The organism is Actinomadura sp. HBU206391 (genome assembly GCF_014323665.1).
Taxonomy (GTDB): domain Bacteria; phylum Actinomycetota; class Actinomycetes; order Streptosporangiales; family Streptosporangiaceae; genus Actinomadura_C.
Window position 1 is genome coordinate 1 of the sequence record NZ_JABVEB010000044.1, and the last position, 26,983, is coordinate 26,983.

Sequence of the window (26,983 nt, forward strand, 5' to 3'; positions counted from 1 at the left end):
GTTTGTCGAAGGCCTGGTCCAGGCCCTTGTCGAGGCCGGCGCGCCGGAGCGCGTCGGCGAGCGCCCCGCCACCGGATCCGCCCCGCTCGCCGGCCGGCGCGCCGCCTCGCGAACGGTTCGAGCCGCCGGACCCGGACCGCTGTTCACCGCGGCCGCCCTTGCTCCCGCCCCCCTGGCGTCCGCCGCCTTGGCGTCCGCCGTCGGACCGTCCCTGGCCCTTGCCGCCCTGGTCCGCGCCGGCCTCGCGCCCGCGGCCGTCACGCCCGCCACCGTCACGGCCCTCGCGGCCGGTGCCGGTCTCTTCGTCGAGCCGCAGGGTGAGCGAGATGCGCTTGCGGGGGATGTCGACGCTCAGCACCTTCACCCGTACGATGTCGCCGGATTTCACCACGTCGCGCGGGTCGTTGACGAAGTTCTTCGACATCGCCGAGATGTGGACGAGCCCGTCCTGGTGCACGCCGACGTCGACGAACGCGCCGAACGCGGCGACGTTGGTGACCACGCCCTCCAGCAGCATTCCCGGCTCCAGGTCCTGGAGCCTGTCGACGCCCTCCTTGAAGGTCGCGGTCTTGAAGGCCGGCCGGGGGTCGCGGCCGGGCTTGTCCAGCTCCTTGAGGATGTCGGTCACCGTCGGCAGGCCGAAGACATCGTCGACGAACCGGCGCGGATCGAGTTCGCGCAGCACTCTGCTGTTGCCGATCAGGGACGGGACGTCACCGCCCGCCTCCTGCAGGATGCGGCGCACCACCGGGTAGGCCTCCGGGTGCACGCTGGACCGGTCGAGCGGGTCGTCGCCGTCCGCGATGCGCAGGAAGCCGGCGCACTGCTCGAAGGCCTTCGGGCCGAGCCGCGGCACCTCCTTCAGCGCGCTGCGGGACCGGAACGGGCCGCCCGCGTCGCGGTGTGCCACGATGTTGGCCGCCAGCCCCTCGCCGATGCCCGAGACGCGCGTGAGCAGCGGGACCGAGGCGGTGTTCACGTCGACGCCGACAGCGTTCACGCAGTCCTCGACCACGGCGGTGAGCGAACGCGACAGCTTGAGCTCGGACAGGTCGTGCTGGTACTGCCCGACGCCGATCGACTTGGGGTCGATCTTGACGAGCTCGGCGAGGGGGTCCTGCAGCCGGCGGGCGATCGACACCGCACCGCGCAACGACACGTCCAGCTCGGGCAGTTCCTGCGAGGCATAGGCCGAGGCGGAGTAGACCGAGGCGCCGGCCTCCGACACGACGGCCTTGGTCAGCTTGAGGTCGGGATGCTTGGTGATCAGCTCGGCGGCGAGCTTGTCGGTCTCGCGCGAGGCGGTGCCGTTGCCGATGGCGATCAGCTCGACGCCGTGCTCACCCGCCAGCCGCGCGAGGACCGCGATCGACTCGTCCCAGCGGCGCCGCGGCTCGTGCGGGTAGATCGTCTCGGTCGCGACCACCTTGCCCGTCGCGTCGACCACGGCGACCTTCACCCCCGTGCGAAGGCCCGGGTCCAGTCCCATCGTGGTGCGGGTGCCGGCGGGCGCCGCGAGGAGCAGGTCCCGCAGGTTGGCGGCGAAGACCCCGACCGCGTCCTCTTCGGCGAGCTGCCACAGCCGGGAGCGCAGGTCGATGTCGAGGTGGGCCAGGACGCGCGTGCGCCAGGACCACCGCACCGTGTCGAGCAGCCAGCGATCGGCCGGCCGGCCGCGATCGGCGACGCCGAACCGCCGCGCGATCTCGACCTCGTAGGGACCAGGGCCGGTCCGCTCCTGGTCCTGCTCCTCCTCGGGCTGGAGGTCGAGGTCGAGGATCTCCTCCTTCTCACCGCGGAACATGGCCAGGATCCGGTGCGAGGGCAGCTTGGCGAACGGCTCGGCGAACTCGAAGTAGTCGGAGAACTTCGCGCCCGCCTCCTCCTTGCCCTCGCGCACCCGCGAGCTGAGCCGGCCTCGGGACCACATCTGCTCGCGCAGCTGCCCGATGAGGTCGCCGTCCTCGGAGAACCGCTCGGACAGGATCGCGCGCGCCCCGTCGAGCGCCGCGGCCGCGTCGGCCACCCCCTTGGCGGAGTCGACGAAGGCGGCCGCCGCCGTCTGCGGATCATGGCTCGGATCGGACAGCAGCTGATCGGCGAGCGGCTCCAGGCCGGCCTCTCTGGCGATCTGCGCCTTCGTCCGGCGCTTGGGCTTGAAGGGCAGGTACAGGTCCTCGAGGCGCGCCTTCGACTCGGCCGCCAGGATCCGCGCCTCGAGCGCCTCGTCGAGCTTGCCCTGAGCCCGGATCGACTCCAGGACCGCCGCCCGGCGCTCCTCCAGCTCGCGCAGGTAGCGCAGGCGCTCCTCGAGCGTGCGCAGCTGCGCGTCGTCGAGCGTTCCGGTCACTTCCTTGCGGTAGCGGGCGATGAAGGGCACGGTGGCCCCGCCGTCGAGCAGCTCGACCGCCGCCCGCACCTGCCCGTCCCTGACGCCGAGCTCCTCGGCGATCCGCTGATGAAGTGTTCCTCCGGGGGCCGTCCCCGGTCCCGCAGCTGACGTCGTCACGATCCTGTTTCCGCCTTCGCACTGAGGTTCGGAGTGCATTGTGGCATCCGCCACCGGTCCGCGAGCCCCGACACTCAAGGTGGCACGGGCCGAGGAGTCGGATCCGTGACACGCCTCCCCGCGTCGAAGTCAGCAGAGCCGGAGGCCACGCTCGCGTGGCCCGATCCTTCTAAGGGGCAAGTGATGGGAACGCATAGCCGAATCGCGGCCATCCCGGTCGCCGCCGTCGCGGTGATCCTTCTCGCGGGCTGTGCCGACCGAAGCGAGGTCACGACGTTCACCGACGAACACGGCCGGGCGTGCACGGCCACCGTGGTCATCGACGGGGACGACAGCGACAGGGAGGCCACCACCCTCGACTGCGAGTACCCCCCGGAGGGCAGGACCCCGGGCCCGACGACGCAGCGGCCGCTGCCCAAGCCGTGAACGGCTGCTCAGCTCCCCGTGCTCGGCCGCAGCACACGCGTGAGGTGGTCGCGGGCGAACCCCCGTACCGACTCGTCGTCGTCGAGCGCCAGACCTCCGCCGGGGACGAGCAGCAGCGAAAGCGCGACCCGGACCAGGATCTCGGCGGGCGCGGTGAAGTCCTCCCCCGCGTCCGGGCACGACCGCCGCAGCCGCTCGGCGATGAGGTCGCGGGCGGCGAGCATCATGGCGCCGCCGTTCATGCCGAGCTGGGGCAGGAACGCCTCGGGCTCGCTGACCAGCACACGCGACAGCAGCGGATGACGGCGGGCATTGCGCAGCCCCACGACGAATCCCTCGACGAGCGCGTCCTCGGGCGTCGACAGATCCTCGATGGCCTCGGCGATGGCGGCCAGGAACCTCCGGCACTCGCGCAGGATCACCGCCTGGACCAGTTGGTCCTTGCCCGCGAAGCGCCGGTAGATCGTCGTACGGGCGACCCCGGCCCGCCTCGCCACGTCCTCCATGCCGACCCTGCGCAGCCCGTACGTCTCGAACTGCGCCAGCGCGGCGTTCAGAATCCGCGTGTCCAGGCCGTCGGCGCGAGGGACCTCGGCCAGCAGCCCCGCCAGCCCCTCCGCACCCGTCCCCACCCCGTTCCGGGCGGCCGCCCGGGCCGCGTCCGTCCTCATGCGGCGCAGCCTACGCGGCCCGGGGCGGCGGGCCGGCGATGGCGTCCGCTCACCGCCGAGCCTGGGTGATCTCCGCCAGCAGGTCGGTCGTCACCTGATGGAGCCGCGCCGCGGCGGCCTGGTCGAAGTCCTTGCCGGTCAGCGGCAGCGCCCTACTGCGCCGGAAGGCGGTCACCGCCGGCTTCGGCGGGTCGTCGAGCAGGCGGGCGATCGGCACGACGGCCTTGTCCACCGGCTGGGCGAAGAGCCGCGCGAGCCCTTTGGTGACGGCCCGCTTCGGCTGGGGCAGCGGGTCGGCCATGCCGGTGTTCACGAACAGGGGGTTGTAGAGGACATAGCGGGTACGGGCATCCGGGTACCGGGCCGGGAAGCCGGCTCCGAGCAGGTCGATGCAGCGAGAGCCCTGCATCGCCGCGCGCATCCCCTTGTATCCCCGGCGCGACTGGAGGTCGTCCCAGACGATGCGCCCGGGCAGGCCGCCGGGTCCGGCGATGTTCATGATGACGGGCCGGTCCGCGCGTTCGAGGTGCTCCATGAGGCCGTGGCCGATGACGAACCGGCTCAGGTAGCCGAGTGCGAAGGTGAACTCGAGCCCGTCCTCGGTCTCCTCGCGCACCGAGCGGAAGCGCTGCGCCCCGAAGACGAGGCCGTCCACGGCGTCGGTGGTCGCGCGTACCTCGTCGATCACTTTTCGCATGCCCGCCAGAGTGCTCAGGTCGGCGCGCAGGAACACCGCCCGGTCCGCCGCGCCCGACCGCTCCGCCTCGGCGAGAAGGGCGTGGCCCTTCCGTTCTCCGCTGGCCACTGCGATCACCCGGTCTCCGCGCCGCAGAAGGTACAGCCCGAGGCCTCTGCCGATCCCGTCGGTACCCCCAGTGATCACGTACGTGCGCATGCCACGACTCCCGACCCGAAGAAAAGTCATCAACTGATGACAAGCAGGCTAGGGCCGATTCGGCAGATAAGTCAACGACTGATGACTTATGCTGACTTCATGAACCGGCCCAGAACCCGCGACAAGGCGGCGACCCGCGCGGCGTTGCTGGACGCCGCGCGCATGCGGTTCGCCCAGCACGGCTACGACGGCACGGGCGTACGCGAGATCGCCGGTGACGTGGGCGTGGACCCGGCGCTGGTCTTCCGTTACTTCGGCTCGAAGGACGCGCTCTACGCCGAGGCGGTGCAGGCCGAGATCCCGGCCGGGCTCGGCGCCGACCGGCGCAGGCCGCTCACCCACATCACCGACGCGTTGCTGCACGACGTCGTCTTCGCCGACTGGGACCAGTTCGACGGCGAGCATCCGCTGCTGGTGATGCTGCGCTCCTCGGGCCGCCCGGTCATCCGCGACCGGCTGCGCGAACAGATCTGCGCGGGCTACCTCGCGGACTTCGCCGAGCGGCTGGAGGGCGAGGACGCCGCTCTGCGCGCCGAGCTGATGGGCGCACTGCTGCTCGGCATGGGCGTGATGCGCTCACTCGTCGGCTCGCCCGCACTGAGCGAGGCGACCTTCGAACAGACGCGCGTACTCGTCGCCCGACTGGTCGCCACCCTCACCGAACCGCCGCCGGACTGACCGGAACCGCGCCGGGCCCGAGTCAGCCGCGCATCCGCTCGTCGTAGGCCTTGCGGGCCTCCTTGTCCGGATTGAGGAAGATCTCGTCGAGGCCGTACCACCGGGCCATCCGGTCGCGCATGCCCCTCGACATCAGCGGGCCGAGCCGCAGCTGACGGCCCAGCTTGGCCGGGACGATCACCTGTGGCCGCGGCTTGGCGATCAGCCCGAGCACGGCCGCCGCGACCTCTTCGGGCTCGGCGTTCCGCTGGCCCCTGGCGCTCTTGGTGCCGGCGATCAGCTCGGTGTTGGTGAAGGTCGGCATCACCGCGCTGACCTCGATGCCCTGCCGTGCGAACTCGAGCCGCACCGCCTCGGTGAAACCGACCACGGCGTGCTTGCTCGCGTTGTAGGTCGCCATCCCGGCCGCCGGCATCACTCCCGCGACCGAGGCGATGTTGATGATGTGGCCCTGCCCGCGCGGCACCATCCTGGCCAGTCCGAGCTTGGTACCGAGGATCACGCCCCGCACATTGATGTCGATGCACCTGTCGGCGAGGACGTCGTCCTCCTCCAGGAGGGGGCCGATCGGCATGATCCCGGCGTTGTTCACGAGAACATCGACCGGGCCGAGCTCGGTCTCGACGCCGTCGAGGAACGCGGTGAACGACTCCCGGTCGGTGACGTCGACCGGCAGGGCCGGCGCGCTCAGTGTCTCGGCGGCGCGCTTGGCCGTGGGCTCGTCGATGTCGCCGATGGCGACCTTGGCGCCCGCCGCCTGAAGTGCCGTGGCGGTCGCCAGGCCGATTCCGCGGGCCGCACCGGTAATCGCGATGATCTTGCCGTTCGGATCCGCCATCAGATCTGCTCCAGTCGCACGGGAAGCCCGTCCTTGGGCCGGGGAAGGGAGGTCGTGTCCAGAGGCCATTCATAGCCCTCGGGCACGCTCCAGCGGTAGCGCTGGAGCACCTGATGAAGCACCGACTTGATCTGCATTCCCGCGAAGTGCAGGCCGATGCACTTGTGCACGCCCCCGCCGAACGGCTCCCAGGCGTAGTGGTGCACCTTGTCCTCGCGCCGGTCGTCGGCGAACCTGCCCGGGTCGAACCTCTCCGGGTCGGGCCAGTACTCCTCGAGGTAGTGGTTGGTCAGGGTCGGCAGGAAGACGAAGGTGTCCTTGGGGATGTGGAACCCGAGCACCTCGGTGTCCTTGACCGTACGGCGGGGCAGCGCGGGCACCGGCGACACCAGCCGCAGCGCCTCCTTGATCACCAGGTCGAGCGTGGTGAGCTTCTCCAGGTCCTCGAACTCCAGGACCTTCTTGCCCAGCGCCTGGGACTCCTCGCGGACCCGCTCCTGCCACTCGGGGTTCCTGGCCAGGTAGTAGGCCATGGTCGTCATCGTGATCGTCGAGGTGTCGTGCGCGGCCATCAGCACGAAGATCATGTGGTTGACGACGTCCTCGTCGGTGAACCTTGCGCCGTCGTCGGTCTCGGCCTCGCAGAGCGCGGCGAACAGGTCGTCGCCGCCCTTCTCCCGCTTGGCGGGCAGGTGCTGGTAGAAGAACTTCTCGAGCGTCTTGCGCGCCTTCAGGCCCTTGTGCCAGCGCAGCCCGGGGACCGGGAAGCGGACGTAGGCGGTGCCGGCGCGCACCGCGTCGATGAACGCGCCGTTGATCCGGTCCGCCTCCCGCCGGTCCAGTTCGACGCCCATGAAGACGTCCATGGCCAGGTCGAGCGTGAGGTGCTTCAGGTGGTCGTACACCTTGAAGCCGTCGCGCGGCCGCCACCCGTCGATGCCGTGCTCGATCGACGGCGCCATGGTCTGCATGTAACTGCGCAACCTCGGCTTGTTGAAGGCCTGCTGCATGATCCGGCGGTGGTGGAGGTGCTCGTCGAAGTCCAGCAGCATGATGCCGCGATGGAAGAAGGGGCCGATGAAGTACGTCCAGGCGGGCCCGTTCGCGAACGCCTTGTCGCGGTTGACCAGCACGGTCTCGGCGGCCTCCGGCCCCTGCAGGGTGACCATCGGCCTGAACAGGACGTTGCTCCACGACACCGATCCGAACCGCTCACGGCGTTTACGCGAGTAGGCGAACGGATCGCGCATCATCTCGAAGGTCGTGCCGATCACCGGGAGGCCCGGCGATCCGGGAACAGGCTTCAGTTCGCTGCCCTCGGGCGGGGCCGCGAGTTGACTGGGGGCCATGGATCCTCCAACGCGCACGCTGTGGTTCGACGGACGAACCAAGGGGGACAGATGCACGTTTTCTGTAGCTTTGTTCTAACGTACGTGAGCTGTGATCGTCCAGGGATTCGATCAGCGTAGATAACTCCGGGTTATCTCGCAGTAACTCACCAAAAATCACACAATGTCAGCGCTACCGGGCAAACCGAGAGCCGGCACGGCGGGTAAGTTAGGCTTACCTAAGACCGAATGGACCCTGAGACCCAGTGGATCTAAGACTCAGTGGATCTAAGACGCAGTGGATCTGACGCAGTGGACAGGTGGAGAGGTGCCGATGGCGAACGAACCGGCGCGCAAGCAGCCGAAGGTCAACCGGGGCCGGGTCAGGGCCGTCGAGCGGATCACTCCGCACATGATCCGGTTGGTCATCGGCGGCGACGAGCTCGCCGGGTTCGGCGCGGGCGAGTACACCGATCACTACGTCAAGCTGCTGTTCCCCCAGCCGGGCGTGGCGTATCCGGACCCGTTCGACATGGACGCGATCCGGCGTGACCTGCCCCGCGACCAGTGGCCGCGCACGCGCTCCTACACGGTGCGGTCATGGGACCCCCGGGCGCTGGAGCTGACGATCGACTTCGTCCACCACGGCGACAAGGGCATCGCGGGTCCGTGGGCCGCGCGGGTCGAGCCCGGCGAGGAGGTCCTCTTCCTCGGGCCGGGCGGCGCCTACGCTCCGCGCGCCGAGGCCGACTGGCATCTGCTCGCCGGTGACGAGAGCGCGTTGCCGGCCATCGCCGCGTCCCTGGAGCGCGTGCCCGCGGGCGCGCCCGCACGGGTGTTCATCGAGGTGTCGGACCGGCGGGAGGAGCAGCGGCTCGGCACGTCCGCCGACGTCGAGATCGTGTGGCTGCACCGCAATGGCGCGCGGGTGGGAGACGCGCTCGTACGGGCGGTGCGCGAGCTGGAGTTCCCACCGGGCGTCGTGCAGGCGTTCGTCCACGGTGAGGCCGGCTTCGTCAAGGAGCTGCGCCGGCACCTGCGGATCGACCGCGGAGTGCCGCTCGACCGGCTGTCGATCTCAGGCTACTGGCGGCTCGGCGAGGGCGATGAGGGCTGGCGCGCCGCAAAGGCCGAATGGAACCGCCAGATCGAACAGGAAGAGGCGGCCGCCCAGGCCGCGTCCCGCCCCCTGTCCGCGTGAGCTGGGCCCCTGCGTAAGGTACGTGGTGAGCTGGCCGCCGCACGCGGCGTCAGGCGGCGCGCGCGCCGGTCACGGGGCGGGCGGGTGGCCCGCGACGGGCGTGGCCGCTGTGCCCGCGCTGGCACGGTCGAGGGCGAGCTGAGCCGACAGCGCCGGAATGCCCAGGTCGCGCTCGGCCTGTGGCGTCGCGTTGTGCAGGAGATTGTCGAGTTGCCAGGGGTCCCGCTCCAGGTCGTAGTACTCCCGGAACGTCACCTTGCCGCTGCCCGCCGGGTTCCCCGACCGATCGAGGACGGTGTCGTAGTACTCGGTGTACTGCCGGGATCCCGTCCGGTGCGCGGCCCAGCTCTGGGGCCGCTCGTCGGCCCTCTCCCGCCACCACTCGATCAGCAGCCGCTCCCTGCGGTATGACGTGAGCAGCGAATGGCCGTCCATCGGGTGCGCGCGGGCGCCCGTGAGACCGGCGGCGTCGAGGATGGTGGGCGCGATATCGACGCTCGCCACGAGCCGGTCGTCGGAGCGGCCGGTGTTCAGCCCCGCCGCGGGCCAGGAGAGATAGAACGGCACCCGGATGGCCGGCGAGTACGGCACCGACTTACGGTGCCAGCCGTGGTCGGACCAGGAGAAACCGTTGTCTCCGAGAAAGAGCACCAGGGTGTTTTCGAGCTGGCCCAGCTCGGCCAGCTTCACCCGGACGGCCGCGGCCAGGTCGTCCACCGACAGGAGGGTACGGAACTGCGCGTCGCGCACCGCCGCGCCCCGCGCGGGCTTCGCCGTGGCGCGCTGGATGAACGGCGGCTTGTCGGTCTTGTCGGCCTCGAAGACCGACGGCCGGCCATGCCAGGCCGGCACCCGCGCGCGTGCGTACCTCGGCTCGGGCCGGTGCGGCCCATGGGGCGCGTACGGCGCGAGGCAGAGGAACCACGGGCGGCGGTCCGAGGCACTGCGCTGCAGGAACCCGAGCGCCCTGTCCTTCACCACCGTCGTGGTGTAGTCCGGGAGCGGCCGTACCGTGCCGTTGAAGTTCCAGACGCCGTTGTCGTAGGTGGGCTTGGCCAGCAGCGACCACTCCTCGAAGAACGGCGGATGGTCGAGCACCTGCCAGCCGTTGAGGAACTTCCCGCACAACCCGGTGCGGTAGCCCGCCTCCTGCAACTGGCGCTGCACCGTGCGGGCGTGGTCCAGTCTGGAGCTCTGCCGGTTGCCTCGTACCCCGTGGTTGTGGGCGTACTGCCCGGTGAACAGCGACGAGCGCGCGGGCGCGCAGAGCGGCGTGGTCGCGAAGCCGTTGGCGAACCGGGTGCCCTGGCCGGCCAGCCAGTCGAAGATCCGCGGCGTCGCCCACTCGGTGTACAGCGGTTGATCGTCGGTCACGATCACCAGGATGTTCGGGCGGGACGCGGCGCTCGCCCGGCCGATGCCCATCGCCGCGACGGCCGTCGCGGCCACGGCGGCCGAGGAGCCGGAGAGGAAGGTCCGCCGACTGATCTGGGTTCGTACGGTCACTCCGGATTCCTCCCGGCCGCTCACCTCAGGGCTCTGAGGAGGCTCTGAGAAGACGGAGTCAAGCGCCTGCCCACGTGCCCGGGCCGCGCGAAATGCCGACTTGGCACAGCCGTTCCGGAAAACAGAACGGGCCTTGGGCGCCCGCGTCTCCTCGACCGCAGGTCACCGGGCCGACCCGCTCCGGCACACCATCTCGGGCGCTACGGCGACGGCCGTGATCCGGGACCGGCCGGCGGTCCCGGATCCGCACGCTGGGCCATGACGGTGTACTTCGGATCGGCGACCGAGATGAGACCGGCCTCGAAGACGCCGAAGCGCGTGCAGGCCGACGAGGCGATCAGCGCGGCTCCCGACGCCATCGCGCCGCGCCGGCTGCGCCCGCCGGCGGCCAGCCCGGCGAGCGCGCCGGTCGCCATGAGCGCCTCGGACGCGCGCATCAGCAGATTGGCCCTGCCCTGGTGGTACGGCTCGGCGAGCGGGCCGAGCCGCCGACGCATCCGGGTCATGGCGGTGAGTTCGAGCGCCGTGCCGACGGCCGCCGCGCCCCGGGCCAGGTCGGTCTGCTCGGCGGGCGCGGCCAGCATGCCGAGTCCGCCGGCGGCGGCCATCGCGGATCCGGTGAAGACGAAGGGCATTTCACGGTAGCCCTCGTGCCACGCCGGCACGGCGGTGTCGCACAGCAGCACGGCGGTGTAGGTCACGATGGCCGGACCGGTGATGGCCGCGCCGGCGGTGGCCAGCCCGCCGAGGCGCGGGCATCGGCCGGTCACGTCCGTGACGGCGGCGATCCCGGCCGCGGGGGCGAAGACGGTCAGCAGCCATGAGCCGACGCTCATCGGCGAGGTGGGCTTGAAGACCCGGAGCATGTAGACGAAGCGTTCGGGGCGGCCCAGATCGTGGATCAGCGCCGCCGCCGACAGTGAGATCGCGCCCGCGGCGCCGACCTTGCCGGCCCGGGCGAGCCTGTCACGCCCGGTGGCGTGGGCCGCGGCGGCCAGAACGGCGGAGGCCCCGGCCAGCCCGCCAAGGAAGAGGTAGCCCGCGATGTCGAGCGGTCGCCAGCCCGGCCGCTTGATGATCGGCTTGCCGTAGTAGGACCTGAACCGCTCGGTCGCCGGCGTGCCGCCACCGCGACGGCCGCGGCGCCGGTGCCGGCCGCCCTTCTCGCCGGGCAGCGCCTCACGGGCCCGCTGCGCGTCGCGCAGGCCCTCGCGGGTGAGTCTCGCGTCGCTCATCGCCGCCTCGGCATCTCGACCGCGCAGGTCACCAGGGCCACAGCGCCGAGCAGAGTGAGCGCGGCCGCCCCGGCGTGCCGCCACATCGACGGCAGATCGTGGGTGGTGACGAGGGGGTCCGGGGGGAGCCCGTAGACCTCCGGGTCGTCGAGCAGCAGGAAGAAGGCGCCGGCCCCGCCGATCCCGTCATCGGGGTCGGCGCCGTACAGCCTGGCGTCGGTCACTCCCGCGTCGTGCAGCCGGCCGACCCGGGCCCCGGCGCGTTCGCGCAGTTCGTCGAGCGGGCCGTACTGGATGGAATCGGTCGGGCAGGCCTTGGCGCAGGCCGGTTCCATCCCGGCGCCGAGGCGGTCATAGCACATCGTGCACTTCCACGCCCGGCCGTCGCCGTCGCGCTGCTCGATGACGCCGAACGGGCAGGCGGGCACGCAGTAGCCGCAGCCGTTGCAGATGTCGGGCTGCACCACGACCGTGCCGAACTCGGTGCGCATCAGCGCGCCTGTCGGGCACACGTCCAGGCAGGCGGCGTGCGTGCAGTGCTTGCAGACGTCGGAGGACATCAGCCAGCGCAGTTCTCCGCGCTGCCCGTTTCCGCGCGCGTCGGGCCGGGTCGCCCCGGCGGCCAGGCCGAGCACGTCGATGTCCGCGTGCTCGACACCGGGCTGCTGCGGGCCGAGCGGCTTGCGCTGCTCGATGAAGGCCACGTGCCGCCAGGTGTCCGCGCCGAGCCGCTCGGTGTTGTCGTAGGACATGCCGGTGAAGGTCAGGTCGCCGCCCGGCAGGGCGTTCCACTCCTTGCAGGCCACCTCACAGGCCTTGCAGCCGATGCAGACGGAGGTGTCGGTGAAAAAGCCCATGCGCGGCGGGGGGTCGAGGTGGCCGGCGTCGCCGGCGACGTCCGGCTCCGGGCCGGACCACAGGTTCGTGCTCGTGCCCATGCTCAGACCCCGGCGCCCGTGCGGTCGGTGATGCCGGCCCTGCGCTGGTACTCGCGTACGAGCGCCGGCAGCGCGGGGCCTCGCGGCCTGCGGCCCGGCCGGATGTCGACGGTCAGGGCCTTGTCCTCCTGGATGTGCCCGTTGGGGTCGAGGGCGATGGCCACGAGGGAGTTGGCGTCGTCGCCCCGGGTGTAGCCGTTGCGGCCCCAGTGGTACGGCACGCCGATCTGGTGGATGGTCCGGTCCTGTACCCGCAGCGGCACCATCCGGTCCGTGACCATCACCCGGGCCTCGATGGCGTTCCGCGCGCTGACGATGGTCGCCCACCCCCGGTGTTCCAGCCCCCGCTCGGCGGCGAGTTCGGGCGAGACCTCGCAGAAGAACTCCGGTTGCAGCTCGGCGAGGTAGGGCTGCCAGCGGCTCATCCCGCCCGCGGTGAAGTGCTCGGTGAGCCGGTTCGTGGTGATGACGTAGGGGAACACCTCCGAGCCTGGTTCCGAGCCGCTCGGGTGGTAGCGGTTGTGCTCACGTGGGAACACCCGCCGGACCGGATTCGTCCGCTGCGCGTACAACGCGTTGTCGACCGGCGAGTCCTGCGGCTCGTAGTGGGTCGGCAGGGGTCCGTCCACCAGGCCGGCCGGCACGAACAGCCAGCCCTTGCCGTCGGCCTGCATGATGAACGGGTCGGTGCCGGACAGCCCCTCGGGCCCAGTCGCGTCCGGGTCGGGTTCGTACCAGGGCGGCTTGTCGATGGTGAAGTCCGGCACGTCGTGGCCGGTCCACCTGCCCGCCTGGTCGTCCCACCACACCAGCGCCTTGCGGTCGCTCCATGGCCGGCCCTCGGGGTCGGCCGAGGCCCTGTTGTAGAGGATCCGGCGGTTGGCCGGCCAGGCCCAGGCCCATTCGTGGGCCATCCAGTCCTGTTCGGTGGCCGGCTTGCGGCGAGCGGCCTGGTTGACGCCGCCTGCATAGATCCCGCAGTAGATCCAGCAGCCGCAGGAGGTCGAGCCGTCGGCCCTGAGCTCGTCGTACGACGACAGGTGCCGGCCCATGCCGTCGAAGCCGTTGATCTCGGCCAGCACCGCCGACGCGCTGGGTTCGTCGATCTCGCCCTCCACCGGGTAGTCCCAGGTGAGATCGAGCACGGGCCGGTCGCGCTCGTCGGCCGACCCGGCGAGCCTGGCCCGGATGAGGCGCCCCAGGTGGTACATGAACCACAGGTCGCTGCGGGCATCGCCGGCCGGCACGACGGCCCCGTCGTGCCACTGCACCAAGCGGTTGGTGTTGGTGAAGGTGCCGTCCTTCTCGGTCTGCGCCGCCGCCGGGAAGAAGAAGACCTCGGTGCCGATGTCCTCGGTCCGCAACTCCTCCGTCTCGATCTCGGGACCGTCCTTCCACCAGGTCGCGCTCTCGATCAGCGAGAAGTCGCGCACCACCAGCCAGTCCAGGTTGGCCATGCCGAGGCGCTGCACCTTGGTGTTGGCGGAACCGACGGCGGGGTTCTCGCCCATCAGGAAGTAACCCTTGCAGTGCCCGTCGAGCTGTGCGATCGCGGTGTCGTAGGTGCTGTGACTGCCGGTCAGCCGGGGCAGGTAGTCGAAGCAGAAGTCGTTGCCCGCCTGCGCCGCGTCGCCCCACCACGCCTTGAGCAGGCTGACCGCGTAGGACCGCATCCTGCCCCATTGACCCTTCTCGGCCGCGTCGGCGGCGACGAAGGAGTCGAGGTCCTCGTGCGCGTGGGCGTGCGGCATCGGGAGGTAGCCGGGAAGCTGGTCGAACATGGTCGGGATGTCGCTGGAGCCCTGGATGCTGGCGTGTCCGCGCAGTGCCTGGACGCCCCCGCCGGGGCGGCCGACGTTGCCGAGCAACAGTTGCAGGATGCAGGCGCCGCGGATGTACTGCGCGCCGACCGTGTGCTGCGTCCAGCCGACCGCGTAGGCGAAGGCGCTGGTGCGGTCGCGCCCGGAGTTGCGGACGAGCGCGTCGCAGACCTTGCCGAACAGCTCGGGGTCCACCCCGCAGATCTCCCGCACCTTCTCGGGGGTGTAGCGGGCGAAGTGCCGCTTAAGGATCTGGAACACGCAGCGTGGATGCCGCAGAGTCTCGTCGGTGTTCGGCGGGCCGCCCCTGAGCGCCGGTCCGCCCGCTCCGTAGGTGTCGGCACGGGTCATCCGCACCGATCGTTCCCGGACGCGCTCCTCGTGGCCCTCGTCGCGCTCCCCCGAGGCGGCTACGACGTCCATGCCCTCGTACTTCCAGGTGCTGAAGTCATAGTGGCGGGTCTGCTCGTCGAAGCCGGAGAACAGCCCGTCGAGATCCTCGGTGTCGCGGTACTCCTCGGTGATGATCGTCGACGCGTTCGTGTACGCGAGAAGGTACTCACGGAAGTAGGCGTCGTTGGCCAGCACGTGGTTGATCAGCCCGCCGAGGAACGTGACGTCGGACCCCGCTCTGATCGGCACGTAGATGTCGGCCAGGGCACTCGTACGGGTGAACCGCGGATCGACATGGATGATCGTGGCCCCACGTGCCTTGGCCTCCATCACCCACTGGAACCCGACCGGGTGCGACTCGGCGAAGTTGGACCCCTGGATGACGATGCAGTCGGAGTTCTGCAGGTCCTGCATGAACATGGTGGCCCCGCCCCGGCCGAACGACGTGCCGAGCGCGGCCACCGTCGAGCTGTGGCAGACCCGTGCCTGGTTCTCCACCTGGACGACGCCGAGAGCGGTGAACAGCTTCTTGATGAGGTAGTTCTCCTCGTTGTCCAGGGTCGCCCCGCCCAGGCTCGCGATGCCGAGCGTGCGCCGCACCCGGACGTCATCGGCGTCCCATTCCCACGTGTCGTTCCGCGTCCGGATCACCCGGTCGGCGACCATCTCCATCGCCGTGTCGAGATCCAGCCTCTCCCAGTCGGAGCCGTACGGGCGGCGGTAGAGCACCGTGTGCCGCCGCCCCGGCCCTGTGGTGAGCTGCAGGGTGGCCGAGCCCTTCGGGCAGAGCCTGCCCCGGCTCACCGGCGAGTCGGGATCGCCCTCGATCTGGACGACCCGGCCCTCGGACACATAGACGTTCTGCGCACAGCCGACCGCGCAGTAGGGGCAGACGGACTTCACCACCGCGTCGGCGGTCGAGACCCGCGGCTGGATCGATCCGGTGCGCGGCGACCGGACCGCGGCGCCGCGGCCCAGCGAGTCACCACCGGTGGCCTGCCGGTACACCGGCCAGCCCTTGATCCGGCTCCGCATGCCCATGGCGCTCCCCCCGGGTCGGCGTCGACGCACCTAGCCGGATCTCAGTGCTCGTCCCAATGACCGTCGTGCTCGGCGTGCCGGCATCCGTCGTGGATGTAGTCCATGTGGTCGCCGTGTGGGATGGCGACGTGGCCGCATCCGTCTCCGTGCATGTGGGTGTGGCTTCTGTGCTGAGTGTGGCCCTCGGCCTCGCACTCATCGACATGGTCGTCGTGGATTCGGTGCAGATGGCCGTCGTGGAAGTAGTCCACGTGATCGGTATGGGGGACCGACACGTGACCGCATCCCGGACCGTGGGCATGATCATGACCAACGTGCTCGGTGTTGTTCATCGTGCAGGAAACATGAGTCGTCATGGATTCGTACCTCCCCCGTGCGGCCCGGCCCCTCCGGGTCCGCCCCTTTGTTCCTGCCCCATCCGACGCACCACGAACGCCCTCACCTCGGGTTTCGCTGCGTCACCCCGGTTGACGGCGGTCTCCTGCGGGGACATCTCCCTACGGACGTCCGTGACGCTGTGCAACAGATCGCCACGTTGCGCGACCACGAGAGTACGGCGGACGCGTGGGGATCGACGAACGCGCCCCGGACAACGATCGGATCTTCACCGTGCTGAAAAGTTCGTGTCACAAGCTGATGACCACGCTGATCATGGCGATGGCCGGAGCGACATTCCTCGGCGCCGGCTGCGGCGAGGGCGGCTCGGCCCCGGTGATGCGGGCCCGGTCCGCCTTATCGGCCCCGGTCGACGCCGGGGAGGGCCCTGCCGACCGGTCCGGCGGCAGGCGGCTGCGCAGTCTGCCTCCGGAGCTGAGGTTCGAGGGGACGACCCTGGACGGCAGGCACTTCACCGGATCGGATCTGGCCGAACGGCCGGTGGTGTTCTGGTTCTGGGCGCCCTGGTGCCCCAAGTGCGTCGCCGAGGCGCCGCACGTCGCCGCCGTGGCCAGGAAGTACGGCGACCGCGTCGCCTTCGTCGGGGTCGCGGGCCACGGCGACAGCAGGAACCAGATGCGGCGGTTCGTCTCCCGGACCGGCGCCGGCGACGCCGACATCACCCAGCTCGACGACAGCACCGGCAGGCTGTTCGCGCACTTCCGCGTGAGCAGCGTGCCCGCCTTCGTGTTCATGACGCTCGACGGCACGGCCACCCGCGAGTCGGGGCGGCTCGGCGAGACCGCGCTCGAACAGCACGTACGCAGGATCGCAGGCGGACGGTGAGGGCCGTCCGCGGTCCTTTAGGCGACGTCACCCGACCCGAGGTTCTCATTCCGTAAGGTTTCGGAAGGGGTCCGGCGACTACCGTGACCCCATGAGGAAGGTCGCCATGACAATGGCCGCGGCCGCGTTCTTCGCGACCGGCTGCGGCGGCAGCGGGACCGACGGCGGGACTGACGGCGAGACGGGCGCCGGGACGGCGACCGGGGCATCGTCTCCGGCTCCGGCCGCGACCGGCGCGGCGTCTCCGGGGCAGAGCCCCGGGGACGGGCGGCTGCGGGCGCTGCCCGCCCAGCTGAGGTTCGAGGGGACGACCCTGGACGGCAGGCACTTCACCGGATCGGATCTGGCCGAACGGCCGGTGGTGTTCTGGTTCTGGGCGCCCTGGTGCCCCAAGTGCGCCTCCGAGGGCCCCGATGTCGCCGCGGTCGCCGAGAAGTACGGCGACCGCGTCGCCTTCGTCGGAGTCGCCGGACTGGACAGGAGCAAGGACCAGATGCGGCGGTTCGTCTCCCGCACCGGCACCGGGGACATCACCCAGCTCGACGACCGCACGGGCCGCCTCTACAAGCATTTCAAGGTCACCTCGCAGTCGTCGTATGTGTTCATGACCAGGGCCGGCAGCACCACCCGTGACTCGGGACCGCTCAGCGCGTCGGCGCTGGAACAGCGGGTGCGGGGACTCGCGGGCGGGTAGGGAGGGGTCGATGGACGAGATCCCGCTGGCACTGGCGGCCGGCCTCGTCGCGGCGTTCAACCCCTGCGGGTTCGCGCTGTTGCCCTCCTATCTGGCGCTCCTGGTCGCCGACCCGGGCGCGGGCGGGGTCTGGCGGGCGCTGCGGTTGTCGACGCTGATGACGGCGGGGTTCGTCACCGTCTTCGGAGTGTTCGGGTTCGTGGTGTCGGCGCTGACGGCGTCGGCGCACGAGTACCTGCCCTGGATGACCGTGGTCGTCGGGATCGCCCTGACCGCGCTCGGCGCCCGGCTGCTGACCGGCCGCGAGCTCCTGCTGCCGCTGCCGCGGCTGCGCACGGGCGGGCCGTCCGGTTCACTCGCCGCGCTGTACGGGTACGGCGCCTCGTACGCGGTGGCGTCCCTCTCGTGCACCGTGGCGCCGTTCCTCGCCGTCACCGGCATCGCATCGGGCAGCGGCAACGTGCTCGACGGCCTCAGCGCTTTCGTCGCGTACGGCGTCGGCATGGGCCTGGTCGTCGGACTGCTGTCCATGATGGTCGCGCTGGCGCGACAGGCGGCGGTCGCCCGGCTGCGGCGCCTGCTGCCGCACGTCTCCCGGGTCAGTGGAGCGCTGCTGTTCGTCGCCGGGATCTACGTCGCCTACTACGGCTGGTACGAGTGGCGCGTCAACTCCGGCGCGCCCGCCGACGACCCGATCGTGGCCGCGGCCACCGAGCTTCAGGGCACGGTGTCGGGGTGGTTGGAGCGGATCGGGATCGGGTGGGTCGCCGCCGCGTTCGCCGTCCTCGTGCTGGCCGCCGCCGCGACTGCGCGGGCGCGCGCCGTCTCGCGGGCCCGCCGTGCGCGGTCGGTGCCTGGTGACGGGGATACTGAGATCGGCGAACACCTGCGACCCGAGGAGAGCCGATGACCGATTCCGACCACCACGCCGTCGTGGTGGGCGGCGGGACGATGGGCACCGGCATCGCCTACGTCCTCTCGCTGGCCGGCCACAGGGTCACCCTGGTCGAGCCGGATCGGCCACGAGCCGTCACGGCCGTACAGAACATCGGCGCGGCGGCGCGCAGGGCGGCGGCGAAGGGACGCCTCGACCCGGCCCTCGCCGAGGAACTGCCCGGCCGGATCACCGCCGTATCCGACCCGGCCGACGCCGCACCTGAGCCGTACGCGGCGATCGAGGCGGTCCCCGAACGGCTCGAACTCAAGCGCGGCGTGCTCGGCGCGATGGAGCGGCTGCGGCCGCGGATCCTGGCGACCAACACCTCGGGCCTCTCGGTGACCGGGCTGGGCGCGGCGCTGGAGCGGCCCGGGCGCTTCCTCGGCCTGCACTTCTTCAACCCGGTATGGTCCATGCCGCTCGTCGAGATCGTGGTGGGCGAGCGGACCAGCGAGGAGACGCTCGACGCGGCCCGCGAGCTCGTCGGCGCGTTCGGCAAGGAGTCGATCGTCGTCCAGGACGCGCCCGGCTTCGCCACGAGCCGGCTGGGCATCGCGATCGGCCTGGAGGCGATGCGCATGCTCGAGGACGGCGTCGCCGAGGCCGCGGACATCGACAAGGCCATGGTGCTCGGCTACCGCCACCCGATGGGGCCGCTGCGGCTCACCGACCTGGTCGGGCTCGACGTCCGCCTGGACATAGCCCGCCATCTGGCCGACACCCTCGGGCCCCGGTTCACCCCGCCGGACGTGCTCGTCCGCATGGTCGCTGAGGGGCGCCTGGGCAAGAAGACCGGCCGGGGCTTCTACGACTGGACGGCGCAGGAGCGGCGCGCGGACGGCGGCCGAGCAGCGACCCCCGGCGATGCCGCCGGGCGGGAGGACAGGGCATGAGCGACCTCATAGAGCTGGACCGCACCCGCGAGGATCGCCTCGTCGTCACGCTCAACCGGCCGGAGCGACGCAACGCGCTCGACCGGGCCATGATCGATGCGCTGCACGACGTGTGCTCCGAGCTCGAGGAGCGGCCACGGCTCGCGATCCTGACCGGTCAGGAGGGCGTGTTCGCCGGAGGCGCCGACATCGCCGAGCTGCGCGACAGAGGAGTGGCCGAGGCCCTCGAAGGGATCAACCTGCGGCTGTTCGAGCGGCTCCGCAGGGTGCCGATGCCGACCATCGCGGCGATCGACGGCTGGGCGCTCGGCGGCGGCGCCGAGCTGGCCTACGCCTGCGACTTCCGGCTCGCCACGCCGCGTGCCGTCTTCGGCCAGCCCGAGGTCGGCCTGGGCATCGTCGCCGGCGCCGGGGCCGCCTACCGCCTGCCCCGGCTGGTGGGCGAGTCGCTGGCCAAGGACATCCTCATGACGGGTCGAAGGCTGACCGCGGCCGAGGCGTACTCGGCCGGCCTGCTCCACTCCGTGCCCGAGCCGGCGGACCTGATGGACGCCGCGCACCGGCTGTGCGACCGGCTCGCCGCCCAGGCCCCCCTCGCACTGCGCCTGACCAAGCTCGCCATCGACGCCCCGGACGCCGCGCACCCCGCCGTGGAGATGCTCGCCCAGGCGGTGCTGTTCACCGACCAGGACAAGCACGACCGGATGACCGCCTTTCTCGACCGCGGGCGCAAGCGCTCCTGAGCCCCGGCGGCCCGTGGTGCGGCCCGTGCGGCGGCCGGCCACGTCAGCCGGCCGGGGTTCGTACGGGGTGGAGCAGCGCGTCGGCGAGGACGGCCGGCGCCTCCACGAGCGACGGGCCGTACCAGGTCAGGTGTCGTCCGCTGACCAGCGCGACGTCAAGGCCGGGAAAGCTCTCGGGGCCGTCCTCGGCGGTGAAGCGGTAGGGCTCGTCGGGCAGCACGACGAGGTCGGGCCGGGCGGCGCGCAGATCGGTCAGCGCCACCTTCGGGTAGCGCTCGGCATGGCCTGCGTACAGGCCGTCCACGCCCAGGCGGGCCAGCACGTCACCGGCGAAGGTGTCGCGGCCGAGCACCATCCAGGGGCGCCGCCAGATCGGCACGACCGCAGTGCGCCGGGGCCACGGCGCCGGCCGGCTCCAGGCCCGCTCGGCGTCCGCCAGCCATGGCGGCGCAGGACGGTCGCAGATCGCGGTGAGCATGCGGCGCAGCGAGACGAGCGCCTCGCCCAGGTCGCGGATCACCGTCACCCACACCGCGATCCCGGCCGCCCGCAACGAGTCGAGATCCGCGGCGCGGTTCTCCTCCTCGTTGGCCAGCACCACATCGGGTCGCAGGAGCCGGATCCGTTCGACGTCGGGGTTCTTCGTGCCGCCGACCCGTACGACGTCGAGACCGGCCGGATGGGTGCACCAGTCGGTCGCGCCCACGAGCACTCCCGGCGCGGTGGCGGCGACCGACTCGGTGAGCGACGGCACCAGCGACACCACCCGCCGCACCTCGCCGGGCAGCGTGATGGGTCGCTTGAGATCGTCGCGCGAGGTCGTCACCACAGCACCGTACGCCCGGCGCGGTCTCGGCGAGCCGGGCGCCCGGTGTGCTGCCCGACCGCCTACTCGGTGTTCTGCCCGACCGGCTGCGAGGCGTGCTGCTCGGCGCGCTGGTCCTCCGGGCCGTCGCCGGGTGTTCCGGCGGGCGCGGGAGCGCGGTGCGCCTCCCACCACGAGGTCCACCGGGCCTCGACGCGGCCGAAGGCGGCGTCGTCCAGACCGTAGGTGGTCAGCAGGACGAGCACGCCGCCGGCGGGGCGGTGCGGAGCGCTCGGCTGCTCCGCGAGGACGAGCAGCCCGTCGCCTACGCCTTCCACGGTGAGCACGAGCCGGCCGGGCGAGCGTGCCCAGACCGTTCCGCTGAGTTCCTCGCCCGTGGTCGCCGGGGCGCGGTAGGGCGCGCCGGGCGGCAACGCAGCCGCCTCGGCAAGGCCGAGCGCGTCGGCCGGCGAACGCCCATCGGCGAGAGCTCCGTCGAAGATGATGGTGCGCCGCTCGGACAGCCCATGGCGCTCGACGGCGAAGCGCAGTTGCTCCAGGAAGATGCGCCAGCCCTCGGTGATGTCGTCGTAGTAGGCGTCCCACTCGGGATTGGAGCCGCGCGGCGCTCGGGTGAGTGTGACGATCGTGCCCTCGGGGGCCGCCACTAGTCTTCGTCTTCGGTACCCGCCCGGCGGCGAGCGGCCCTGACTCGTAGGGTGAGCGCATGGATCTTCCTACCGACCTGAGTCGTCGGCGGGCCCTAGGGCTAGGAGCTTTGGGCGCTTTCAGCGTCAGCGCCACCGGTTCGGTACTGCTGCGTGGCGACGCTCCCCCGGCCGACCCGCGGATCTCCTCGGCGCTGCCGGTTCTGAGCCCCAGACCGGCGCATGCGGTGAAGAAGAGGCCCAAGCCCAAGCCGAAGCCCGTGCCCGCGCGGCGGGCTCCGGCCTTCAAGATCCATGACGTCCGCCCGGACGCTCCCCCGCGCTCGATCGCGCTCACCATCGACGACGGCCCCAGCCGGGAATGGACGCCGAAGGTCCTCGCCCTGCTCGAGCGGCACGACGTCCAGGCGACGTTCTGCGTGATCGGCCAGGAGGTCCGCCGGTTTCCCGAGCTGCTGCGCGAGATCGTGGCCGCGGGTCATCAGGTCGCCAACCACACGATGCACCATCCGGTGTCGCTCGCCCGGCTGCCCGCCCGTCGCATCGAAGCCGAGATCAGAGACGCCCATCGGTACATTCAGGACGTCGGCGGCACCACGCCGAAGCTCTTCCGCGCGCCGGGCGGCAACTGGTCGCCGGCCGTGATGAAGACGGCGGCCAAGCACGGCATGCTGCCGATCGACTGGGACATCGATCCCCGGGACTGGGCCCGCCCCGGCGCGACCCGCATCACCCGCTCGCTGCTGCGCGGCAAGGCCGGCGACATCCTGCTCTGCCATGACGGCGGTGGCGATCGCTCGCAGACGCTGAACTCCCTGCGCAAGGTGATCCCCCGGCTCAAGGACCGCGGCCTGGAGTTCATCGCCCTCTAACCTGGCCGTCTTTTCCAACATAGCTGAAGCGATTTGATGCGCTTTACCGAATTGACCTCCATTTGTTCCTACCAGTAATTCGCCAAAGAACAGCTCCACCTGCCCAAACGTCGGTAATCTCTCGGCCAAGAAGCTGAGGGCAAGGCTGAGGGCAAGGCTGAGGCGGTGCTCACCGTTGTCCGTGCGCGTGGGCTCACGGTCACCGATGACGCACGTCAGCGGATCTCGGCCTGCACGGACCCGGAACAGCTCGGCACGTGGATTCGACTCGCCGCGACGGTGGACTCGATCGACGCCCTATTCGACTGAGCACACACACAACTCAAATCGCCTCTAACGGCCCCTCTCCGGCGAGCCGTAGGTGGCATCGAGGTCGGCGCAGTGACGAACGACCTGCTCGACCGCCTCGATGCCGTCGCACAGCGCAAGGCGTACGCCGCCGCGGCCGGGCACGTAGTGCAAGATCCCGTCCTCTCGAACCCACATGTGAACACCGGCCCGTACGCAGATCACCGTCATGCCATGGCCCTCCGTCCGCTGCAACCGGTTCAGCCCTCGGGTCTCGAGCAAGCGGTGAATCCGGTCGGCCGTCTCGCGCGGGGACCTCGGGAGCGGCATCGTCGCCGCCGGACACCTGGACGGAATGGGGAGGGTGATGAAGGCGGCCTTGCCGGTCACCGGACGAGCGCCGAGCCGCGACCAGGTCCGATGCGTTCCCCATTGACCGCCGTGTACGGCGGTCAATGCGTGCGCCACCTCCAGCCCACGCCCGCTCTCCGCGGTCAGCGGTGGTCGCGAGGGCCCTTCGGCGCCCATCTCCCGCCAGGGCCCTGAGTCGAAGATCTTCAGGACCACCTCGGGCCGCGCTCCCCAGCGCAGGTACGCCCACATCTCCGGGCGTCCCGCCGGCGACCCGGTCGCGGGCCGCCCGCCACCGTACCCGTGCACGTACGCGTTCGTGGCCAGCTCCGAGATCGCCAGTGTCGCGTCGTACGTCAGCTCCCCCGGCATGCCCAGTTCGCCGAACACCGTCCGCACCAGCGACCGCGCGATCCTCGCGCCCGTGGCATCGAGCGGTAACGGCCAAGCGGGAAAGCCGCCGATGCGGACGTCGTGCGGGTCGCCGCTCACCGACGGGGCCGCCGTCATCCCGATCACCTCATCCACGCGCTCTGTCCCCTGTGGTCAGGCTTTCCCAGAATCAGCACGGACGGTCATCGATTATTAACACTCTGTGAAATATTCGCCCTTCGGGCCCGGTCGGTTGCCACCCCTTGCCATCGGAGCGATGCCATGCCGAAGCGCTTCAGCCCTCTCGATCCCTCGTCATCCCCGCTTGCCCTCTTCGGTTCCGAGCTGCGCACCTACCGAGAGCGCGCGGGCCTGTCACACGACCAGCTGGGGAGTAAGACCGACTACACCGGCTCGTACGTCGGCGCGGTCGAGCGGGCGCAGGAGATGCCGAAACGGCGGTTCGCCGTGGCGGCCGACCTCGCGCTGGAAACGGTGGGCGCGCTGACCCGCCTCTGGGACGGGCTGCTCAAGCCGAGCGTCTATCCACCCTGGTTCGACTGGCCGATCCACGAGGCCGAGGCGACGCTCCTTCGCGCCTTCGAACTCTCTGTGGTCTATGGCCTGCTGCAGACCGGAGACTACGCTCGCGACCTGTTGTACGGGGACGAGGCGGCGGTCGAGGCGCGCATCGCCCGCCAAAGCGTCCTCACCAGAGAGGACCCGCCTCCGCCACTACTGGTCTGCGTACTCGACGAGACGGTCCTACGCCGGGAGGTCGGCTCCCCCGCGATCATGTACGCCCAGCTCCGTCATCTGGTCCAGGCTGCGTCCGAGCGGGTCAGCATCCACGTGATTCCGTCCCGGCGGCACCGTGGGATCAGTGGCTCCTTCGTGCTCGCGACGCTCGAGGATCGGTCCGAGGTAGCGTACATAGACACGGCCGCTCGCGGCGTCACCACGGGCGAGCCACAGGACCTGAGGATTCTCACAGAGAAGTTCGAGTCGATCCGGTCTCGGGCACTCCCCGTCGACCAGTCGCCCGATCTCATCACGAGAACGGCGGATGAGCTATGGACCTGAGCGGTCTGCGGTGGCGCAAGTCCAGCCGCAGCACGGACAACGGTGGCAACTGCGTGGAGCTCGCGGCGCTGCCGGGAATGGTCGCCGTACGCGACAGCAAGAACCCCGAGGGGGGCGTCCTCTTCTTTCCCCGCAAGACCTTCCGGGCCTTCACCGCCGAGTTGAACTGACCCCTCGCCCGGTCACGTGGCTTGTTGCCTTGCCGATCACGTGTGGTGGGCGGTGACGACACAGCGAGGAGAGCGCGTGACAGAGGTCGACGCGACGATGGCCAGGATCGGCGAAGGCATCGGCCTGGGCCACAGCGGCGACCGGGCGGCCGCACGGCGCCTGTTCGCCGACCTCTGGGAGGAGATCGGCGATGACGGCGACGCCCTCCACCGATGCGCGCTCGCGCACTCGATGGCCGATGTGCAAGACGACGTACGCGAGGAACTGGCCTGGGATCTGCGCGCTCTGGAGGCGGCCGACCGGATCACCGACGAGCGGGCGCGGCACGCAGGCGTCACGAGCCCGGTCAGTGCCTTCTATCCGTCATTGCACCTCAACCTCGGCGAGGCGTACCGCAAGCTCGGCGATGTCGATCGCGCGCGGGACCACCTGCGGCGCGGGCGCGCGGCCGTCGGCGCCCTGCCAGATGACGGCTATGGGCAGATGATCAAGGGCGGGCTCGATCGGCTCGCCGAGCGACTGCCCGGTGGCCCCGCGGCTTAGCGACGTCACGGCATCTCGCTCCGGAAGTCCTTCGGTGCGGGCCCGTCCTCTCTCGTGTCAGGGAGTGAATCCGCCGAACCCCGTCTCGATCTGGCCGCCCTTGAGCAGGATGGTGCCGAAGACCCGCACCCGCCCGGTCTCCAGGTCGGCGAGATGGCCTCGCTCGCCCATGGTGAACAGATGGTCGGCGTCTGGCGCCGTGGCATCGAGCGGCCAGGCCGTGGAGATGAAGACGGTCGACCGGCCCGCCCATCCGACGCGCGCGGCAGGCCAGGTGTTCCCGGGCATCTGAACCTTCCGCGTGCCGACCGGCTTACCGGTGCGCACGTCCACGAGCATGACCCGATCGAGTCGCGGCGCGGGTCCGTCTTGCACTCCGGGCGGCAGGCCGGGCAGCGTGGCGAGCGTGTGCCCGTCGGGCGCGACCATGTTGCCTCCCCCGCCCAGATGCACCTTGGGGCTGAGCCGCACGCGTTCGCGCAGCACGCCGTCAGGGCCGGCGAGCAGAAGCGTCGTGCGCCCCTTCCGGCTCTCGGCGAGGGTGACGGTCGAGGCGTCCCGGCCAAGGCCGACCACCCAGCTGCCGGGGAGCTTGTGGACTTTTCCGGTCGTGGTGTCGGCCAGCAGCGCACGATCAGCCGTGGCGGAGTGGAAGGAGATGGCGAGCCGCCGGCCGTCCCCCGAGAACGCGAGCGCGGCCGGGGTCCGGTGCAGATCGGCCACCGGAACCCGCTGCGCGACGACCGCGACCTGGCCGGACGTCAGGTCCCGGACGACGAACCGCTCGTCCGCCTGACGGTAATAGGCGATCTGCCGCCCGTCGTCGCTGATCTGGAGCGGCGCGGAGCCGTTCATGTACGTGTCCGTCCGCACCGTGTGGGCGCCGAGCCCGTCGGCCACGCGCCACTGCCTGCCGGACCTGCCGACCACCCGCCATTGTGCGCACTCGCCCGCGGGCGGGTTCCGGCTCATGTCCCCGACCCGCCGGCAGAAGTCGAGGAAGGCGTACTTCATCGGCTCGACCGGTCCGGCGGGCAGCGGCCCGGGAAGGGCGCCGGTGTTGAGCACGTTCTTCGTCGGGCTCGTCACCTCCCTGGACTTGGGTTCGCCGCCGCCGGCCAGTGACCCGGCGACGGCGACCGCCGCCACGCCGGCGGCCACGGCGGGCACCGCGAGGAGCCGTGTCCGGTTGCGGCGGCGGGCACGGTCGCGGGCGTCCGCCACGACGCGGCCGGCCAGGTCGGTCTGCGGCGCCCTCTCCGCCAGCTCGTTCAGCGCGTCGTGCAGGCGGGTCATCGGGCCACCTCCGTGGTCGCGGTCTCGGCGTCGGCGAGGAGGTCGGCAAGGCCCGGTTCCAGGGCCCGCAGCCGGGACAGCGCGCGGTGGGTCTGGCTCTTGACGGTGCCGATCGAGCAGTCCAGCAGCGTCGCCGTCTCGGCCTCGGAGCAGTCCTCGTAGAACCGCAGCACGATGACGGCGCGCTGCCGCGGCGCGAGCCGCCGCAGTGCCTGCCACAGCATCATCGTGCGCAACGAGTCGTCGGCGAAGTCCGGGTGGCCCTCCGGCTCGGGAGGCTCGGCGCTCGGATGGTCCCGGTGCCTGCCCCGGCTCCGCCACCACCCGATGTGCTCGTGGTAGAGCACCTTCCGTACGTACGCCTCCGGATTGCCCGAGGTCGCCACCCGCTGCCAGCGCACCGCCACACGTACGAGCGCGCTCTGCAGCAGGTCCTCGGCGAGATGCGCGTCCCCGGTGAGCAGATATGCCGAGCGCATCAGCGCCTGCTCCCGAGCGGCCACGAACTCCGCAAGCCCGTCATACCGCGCCATCGCACCTCCCACCCGTTATAAACGCCGGTCGGAG

Annotated in this window: 28 protein-coding genes; 13 read left to right on the forward strand and 15 right to left on the reverse strand. The window is 71.0% G+C overall.

Annotated elements, in window-relative coordinates:
* Positions 1–2,548 (reverse strand): Tex family protein (locus HKK72_RS16180; RefSeq protein WP_410050309.1); only part of this gene is annotated, 2,548 nt, incomplete at its 3' end.
* A gap of 144 nt (positions 2,549–2,692) precedes the next feature.
* On the opposite strand from HKK72_RS16180, the gene HKK72_RS16185 reads away from it, so the two are divergent.
* A complete protein-coding gene (locus tag HKK72_RS16185) occupies positions 2,693–2,935 on the forward strand; it encodes a hypothetical protein (protein WP_222720781.1) in 243 nt (80 codons plus the stop codon).
* Between the two features lie 8 nt (positions 2,936–2,943).
* Here HKK72_RS16185 and HKK72_RS16190 read toward each other — a convergent pair whose 3' ends face one another.
* Together HKK72_RS16190 and HKK72_RS16195 are read right to left on the reverse strand one after the other, a co-directional pair.
* Positions 2,944–3,606, reverse strand: coding sequence for a TetR/AcrR family transcriptional regulator (locus HKK72_RS16190; protein WP_187235201.1), 663 nt, complete (start codon positions 3,604–3,606; stop codon positions 2,944–2,946).
* A 49-nt stretch (positions 3,607–3,655) separates the two neighbouring features.
* A complete protein-coding gene (locus tag HKK72_RS16195; protein WP_187235202.1) occupies positions 3,656–4,501 on the reverse strand; it encodes an SDR family NAD(P)-dependent oxidoreductase in 846 nt (281 codons plus the stop codon).
* 99 nt (positions 4,502–4,600) lie between these two features.
* Here HKK72_RS16195 and HKK72_RS16200 point away from each other — a divergent pair, with 99 nt between their 5' ends.
* The gene (locus HKK72_RS16200) at positions 4,601–5,179 is read left to right on the forward strand and encodes a TetR/AcrR family transcriptional regulator (RefSeq protein ID WP_187235203.1); all 579 of its coding nucleotides are present in this window, start codon (positions 4,601–4,603) and stop codon (positions 5,177–5,179) included.
* Positions 5,180–5,201: 22 nt separating this feature from the next.
* On the opposite strand, the gene HKK72_RS16205 is transcribed toward HKK72_RS16200, so the two are convergent.
* Positions 5,202–6,017 carry an SDR family oxidoreductase gene (locus HKK72_RS16205; protein WP_187235204.1) on the reverse strand — a complete coding sequence of 272 codons (816 nt, stop codon included), beginning with the start codon at positions 6,015–6,017 and terminating at the stop codon, positions 5,202–5,204.
* Positions 6,017–7,366, reverse strand: a complete 1,350-nt coding sequence (locus tag HKK72_RS16210; protein ID WP_187235205.1) for a cytochrome P450 — start codon at positions 7,364–7,366, stop codon at positions 6,017–6,019. Before HKK72_RS16210 ends, HKK72_RS16205 begins: the two co-directional genes overlap by 1 nt.
* Before the next feature lie 313 nt (positions 7,367–7,679).
* Between HKK72_RS16210 and HKK72_RS16215 the strand changes: the two genes are divergently transcribed.
* Positions 7,680–8,546: a siderophore-interacting protein gene (locus tag HKK72_RS16215; protein ID WP_187235206.1), complete on the forward strand. Its 867-nt coding sequence runs from the start codon at positions 7,680–7,682 to the stop codon at positions 8,544–8,546.
* A gap of 69 nt (positions 8,547–8,615) precedes the next feature.
* On the opposite strand, the gene HKK72_RS16220 is transcribed toward HKK72_RS16215, so the two are convergent.
* The 5 genes from HKK72_RS16220 to HKK72_RS16240 all read right to left on the reverse strand — a co-directional run bounded on the left by HKK72_RS16220 (position 8,616) and on the right by HKK72_RS16240 (position 15,835).
* Complete coding sequence (locus HKK72_RS16220; RefSeq protein WP_222720782.1) at positions 8,616–10,052, reverse strand: sulfatase; 1,437 nt, start codon at positions 10,050–10,052, stop codon at positions 8,616–8,618.
* Between the two features lie 200 nt (positions 10,053–10,252).
* Positions 10,253–11,287: an NrfD/PsrC family molybdoenzyme membrane anchor subunit gene (gene nrfD, locus HKK72_RS16225; RefSeq protein ID WP_187235207.1), complete on the reverse strand. Its 1,035-nt coding sequence runs from the start codon at positions 11,285–11,287 to the stop codon at positions 10,253–10,255.
* Entirely contained in the window at positions 11,284–12,144 is an 861-nt protein-coding gene (locus HKK72_RS16230) for a 4Fe-4S dicluster domain-containing protein (RefSeq protein ID WP_261986875.1), read from the reverse strand. The genes nrfD and HKK72_RS16230 overlap by 4 nt, the downstream gene beginning before the upstream one ends.
* Positions 12,145–12,227: 83 nt before the next feature.
* Positions 12,228–15,479 carry a formate dehydrogenase gene (gene fdh, locus HKK72_RS16235; protein WP_187235209.1) on the reverse strand — a complete coding sequence of 1,084 codons (3,252 nt, stop codon included), beginning with the start codon at positions 15,477–15,479 and terminating at the stop codon, positions 12,228–12,230.
* 41 nt (positions 15,480–15,520) lie between these two features.
* Complete coding sequence (locus tag HKK72_RS16240) at positions 15,521–15,835, reverse strand: threonine dehydratase (protein WP_261986873.1); 315 nt, start codon at positions 15,833–15,835, stop codon at positions 15,521–15,523.
* 208 nt (positions 15,836–16,043) lie between these two features.
* Here HKK72_RS16240 and HKK72_RS16245 point away from each other — a divergent pair, with 208 nt between their 5' ends.
* The 5 genes from HKK72_RS16245 (at position 16,044) to HKK72_RS16265 (ending at position 19,967) form a co-directional block, all read left to right on the forward strand.
* On the forward strand, positions 16,044–16,700 hold the full coding sequence (locus HKK72_RS16245) for a TlpA family protein disulfide reductase (protein WP_222720783.1): 657 nt from the start codon (positions 16,044–16,046) through the stop codon (positions 16,698–16,700).
* Between the two features lie 91 nt (positions 16,701–16,791).
* Positions 16,792–17,394: a TlpA family protein disulfide reductase gene (locus HKK72_RS16250; RefSeq protein ID WP_187235210.1), complete on the forward strand. Its 603-nt coding sequence runs from the start codon at positions 16,792–16,794 to the stop codon at positions 17,392–17,394.
* Positions 17,395–17,404: 10 nt separating this feature from the next.
* Positions 17,405–18,304 (forward strand): cytochrome c biogenesis CcdA family protein, encoded by a 900-nt coding sequence (locus tag HKK72_RS16255; RefSeq protein WP_187235211.1) that lies wholly within the window; start codon positions 17,405–17,407, stop codon positions 18,302–18,304.
* Positions 18,301–19,224 carry a 3-hydroxyacyl-CoA dehydrogenase family protein gene (locus HKK72_RS16260; protein WP_187235212.1) on the forward strand — a complete coding sequence of 308 codons (924 nt, stop codon included), beginning with the start codon at positions 18,301–18,303 and terminating at the stop codon, positions 19,222–19,224. The genes HKK72_RS16255 and HKK72_RS16260 overlap by 4 nt, the downstream gene beginning before the upstream one ends.
* The gene (locus HKK72_RS16265) at positions 19,221–19,967 is read left to right on the forward strand and encodes an enoyl-CoA hydratase/isomerase family protein (RefSeq protein WP_187235213.1); all 747 of its coding nucleotides are present in this window, start codon (positions 19,221–19,223) and stop codon (positions 19,965–19,967) included. The genes HKK72_RS16260 and HKK72_RS16265 overlap by 4 nt, the downstream gene beginning before the upstream one ends.
* Before the next feature lie 43 nt (positions 19,968–20,010).
* On the opposite strand, the gene HKK72_RS41025 is transcribed toward HKK72_RS16265, so the two are convergent.
* Together HKK72_RS41025 and HKK72_RS41030 are read right to left on the reverse strand one after the other, a co-directional pair.
* A complete protein-coding gene (locus tag HKK72_RS41025; protein WP_315987288.1) occupies positions 20,011–20,793 on the reverse strand; it encodes a helical backbone metal receptor in 783 nt (260 codons plus the stop codon).
* Positions 20,794–20,855: 62 nt separating this feature from the next.
* Entirely contained in the window at positions 20,856–21,440 is a 585-nt protein-coding gene (locus tag HKK72_RS41030; RefSeq protein WP_187235214.1) for a hypothetical protein, read from the reverse strand.
* A 110-nt stretch (positions 21,441–21,550) separates the two neighbouring features.
* Between HKK72_RS41030 and HKK72_RS16280 the strand changes: the two genes are divergently transcribed.
* Together HKK72_RS16280 and HKK72_RS16285 are read left to right on the forward strand one after the other, a co-directional pair.
* A complete protein-coding gene (locus HKK72_RS16280; protein WP_261986874.1) occupies positions 21,551–22,312 on the forward strand; it encodes a polysaccharide deacetylase family protein in 762 nt (253 codons plus the stop codon).
* Positions 22,313–22,477: 165 nt separating this feature from the next.
* A complete protein-coding gene (locus HKK72_RS16285; protein ID WP_187235216.1) occupies positions 22,478–22,621 on the forward strand; it encodes a hypothetical protein in 144 nt (47 codons plus the stop codon).
* Between the two features lie 24 nt (positions 22,622–22,645).
* Here HKK72_RS16285 and HKK72_RS16290 read toward each other — a convergent pair whose 3' ends face one another.
* Positions 22,646–23,479 carry an ATP-binding protein gene (locus HKK72_RS16290; protein ID WP_187235217.1) on the reverse strand — a complete coding sequence of 278 codons (834 nt, stop codon included), beginning with the start codon at positions 23,477–23,479 and terminating at the stop codon, positions 22,646–22,648.
* Positions 23,480–23,605: 126 nt separating this feature from the next.
* On the opposite strand from HKK72_RS16290, the gene HKK72_RS16295 reads away from it, so the two are divergent.
* The 3 genes from HKK72_RS16295 (at position 23,606) to HKK72_RS16305 (ending at position 25,120) form a co-directional block, all read left to right on the forward strand.
* A complete protein-coding gene (locus HKK72_RS16295) occupies positions 23,606–24,406 on the forward strand; it encodes a helix-turn-helix domain-containing protein (RefSeq protein WP_187235218.1) in 801 nt (266 codons plus the stop codon).
* Positions 24,397–24,576 carry a DUF397 domain-containing protein gene (locus tag HKK72_RS16300; RefSeq protein WP_187235219.1) on the forward strand — a complete coding sequence of 60 codons (180 nt, stop codon included), beginning with the start codon at positions 24,397–24,399 and terminating at the stop codon, positions 24,574–24,576. The genes HKK72_RS16295 and HKK72_RS16300 overlap by 10 nt, the downstream gene beginning before the upstream one ends.
* Positions 24,577–24,652: 76 nt before the next feature.
* Entirely contained in the window at positions 24,653–25,120 is a 468-nt protein-coding gene (locus tag HKK72_RS16305; protein WP_315987289.1) for a hypothetical protein, read from the forward strand.
* A gap of 57 nt (positions 25,121–25,177) precedes the next feature.
* On the opposite strand, the gene HKK72_RS16310 is transcribed toward HKK72_RS16305, so the two are convergent.
* Together HKK72_RS16310 and HKK72_RS16315 are read right to left on the reverse strand one after the other, a co-directional pair.
* Positions 25,178–26,416, reverse strand: a complete 1,239-nt coding sequence (locus HKK72_RS16310) for a hypothetical protein (protein WP_187235220.1) — start codon at positions 26,414–26,416, stop codon at positions 25,178–25,180.
* On the reverse strand, positions 26,413–26,949 hold the full coding sequence (locus tag HKK72_RS16315; RefSeq protein WP_187235221.1) for a SigE family RNA polymerase sigma factor: 537 nt from the start codon (positions 26,947–26,949) through the stop codon (positions 26,413–26,415). The genes HKK72_RS16310 and HKK72_RS16315 overlap by 4 nt, the downstream gene beginning before the upstream one ends.
* Positions 26,950–26,983: the final 34 nt, after the last annotated feature.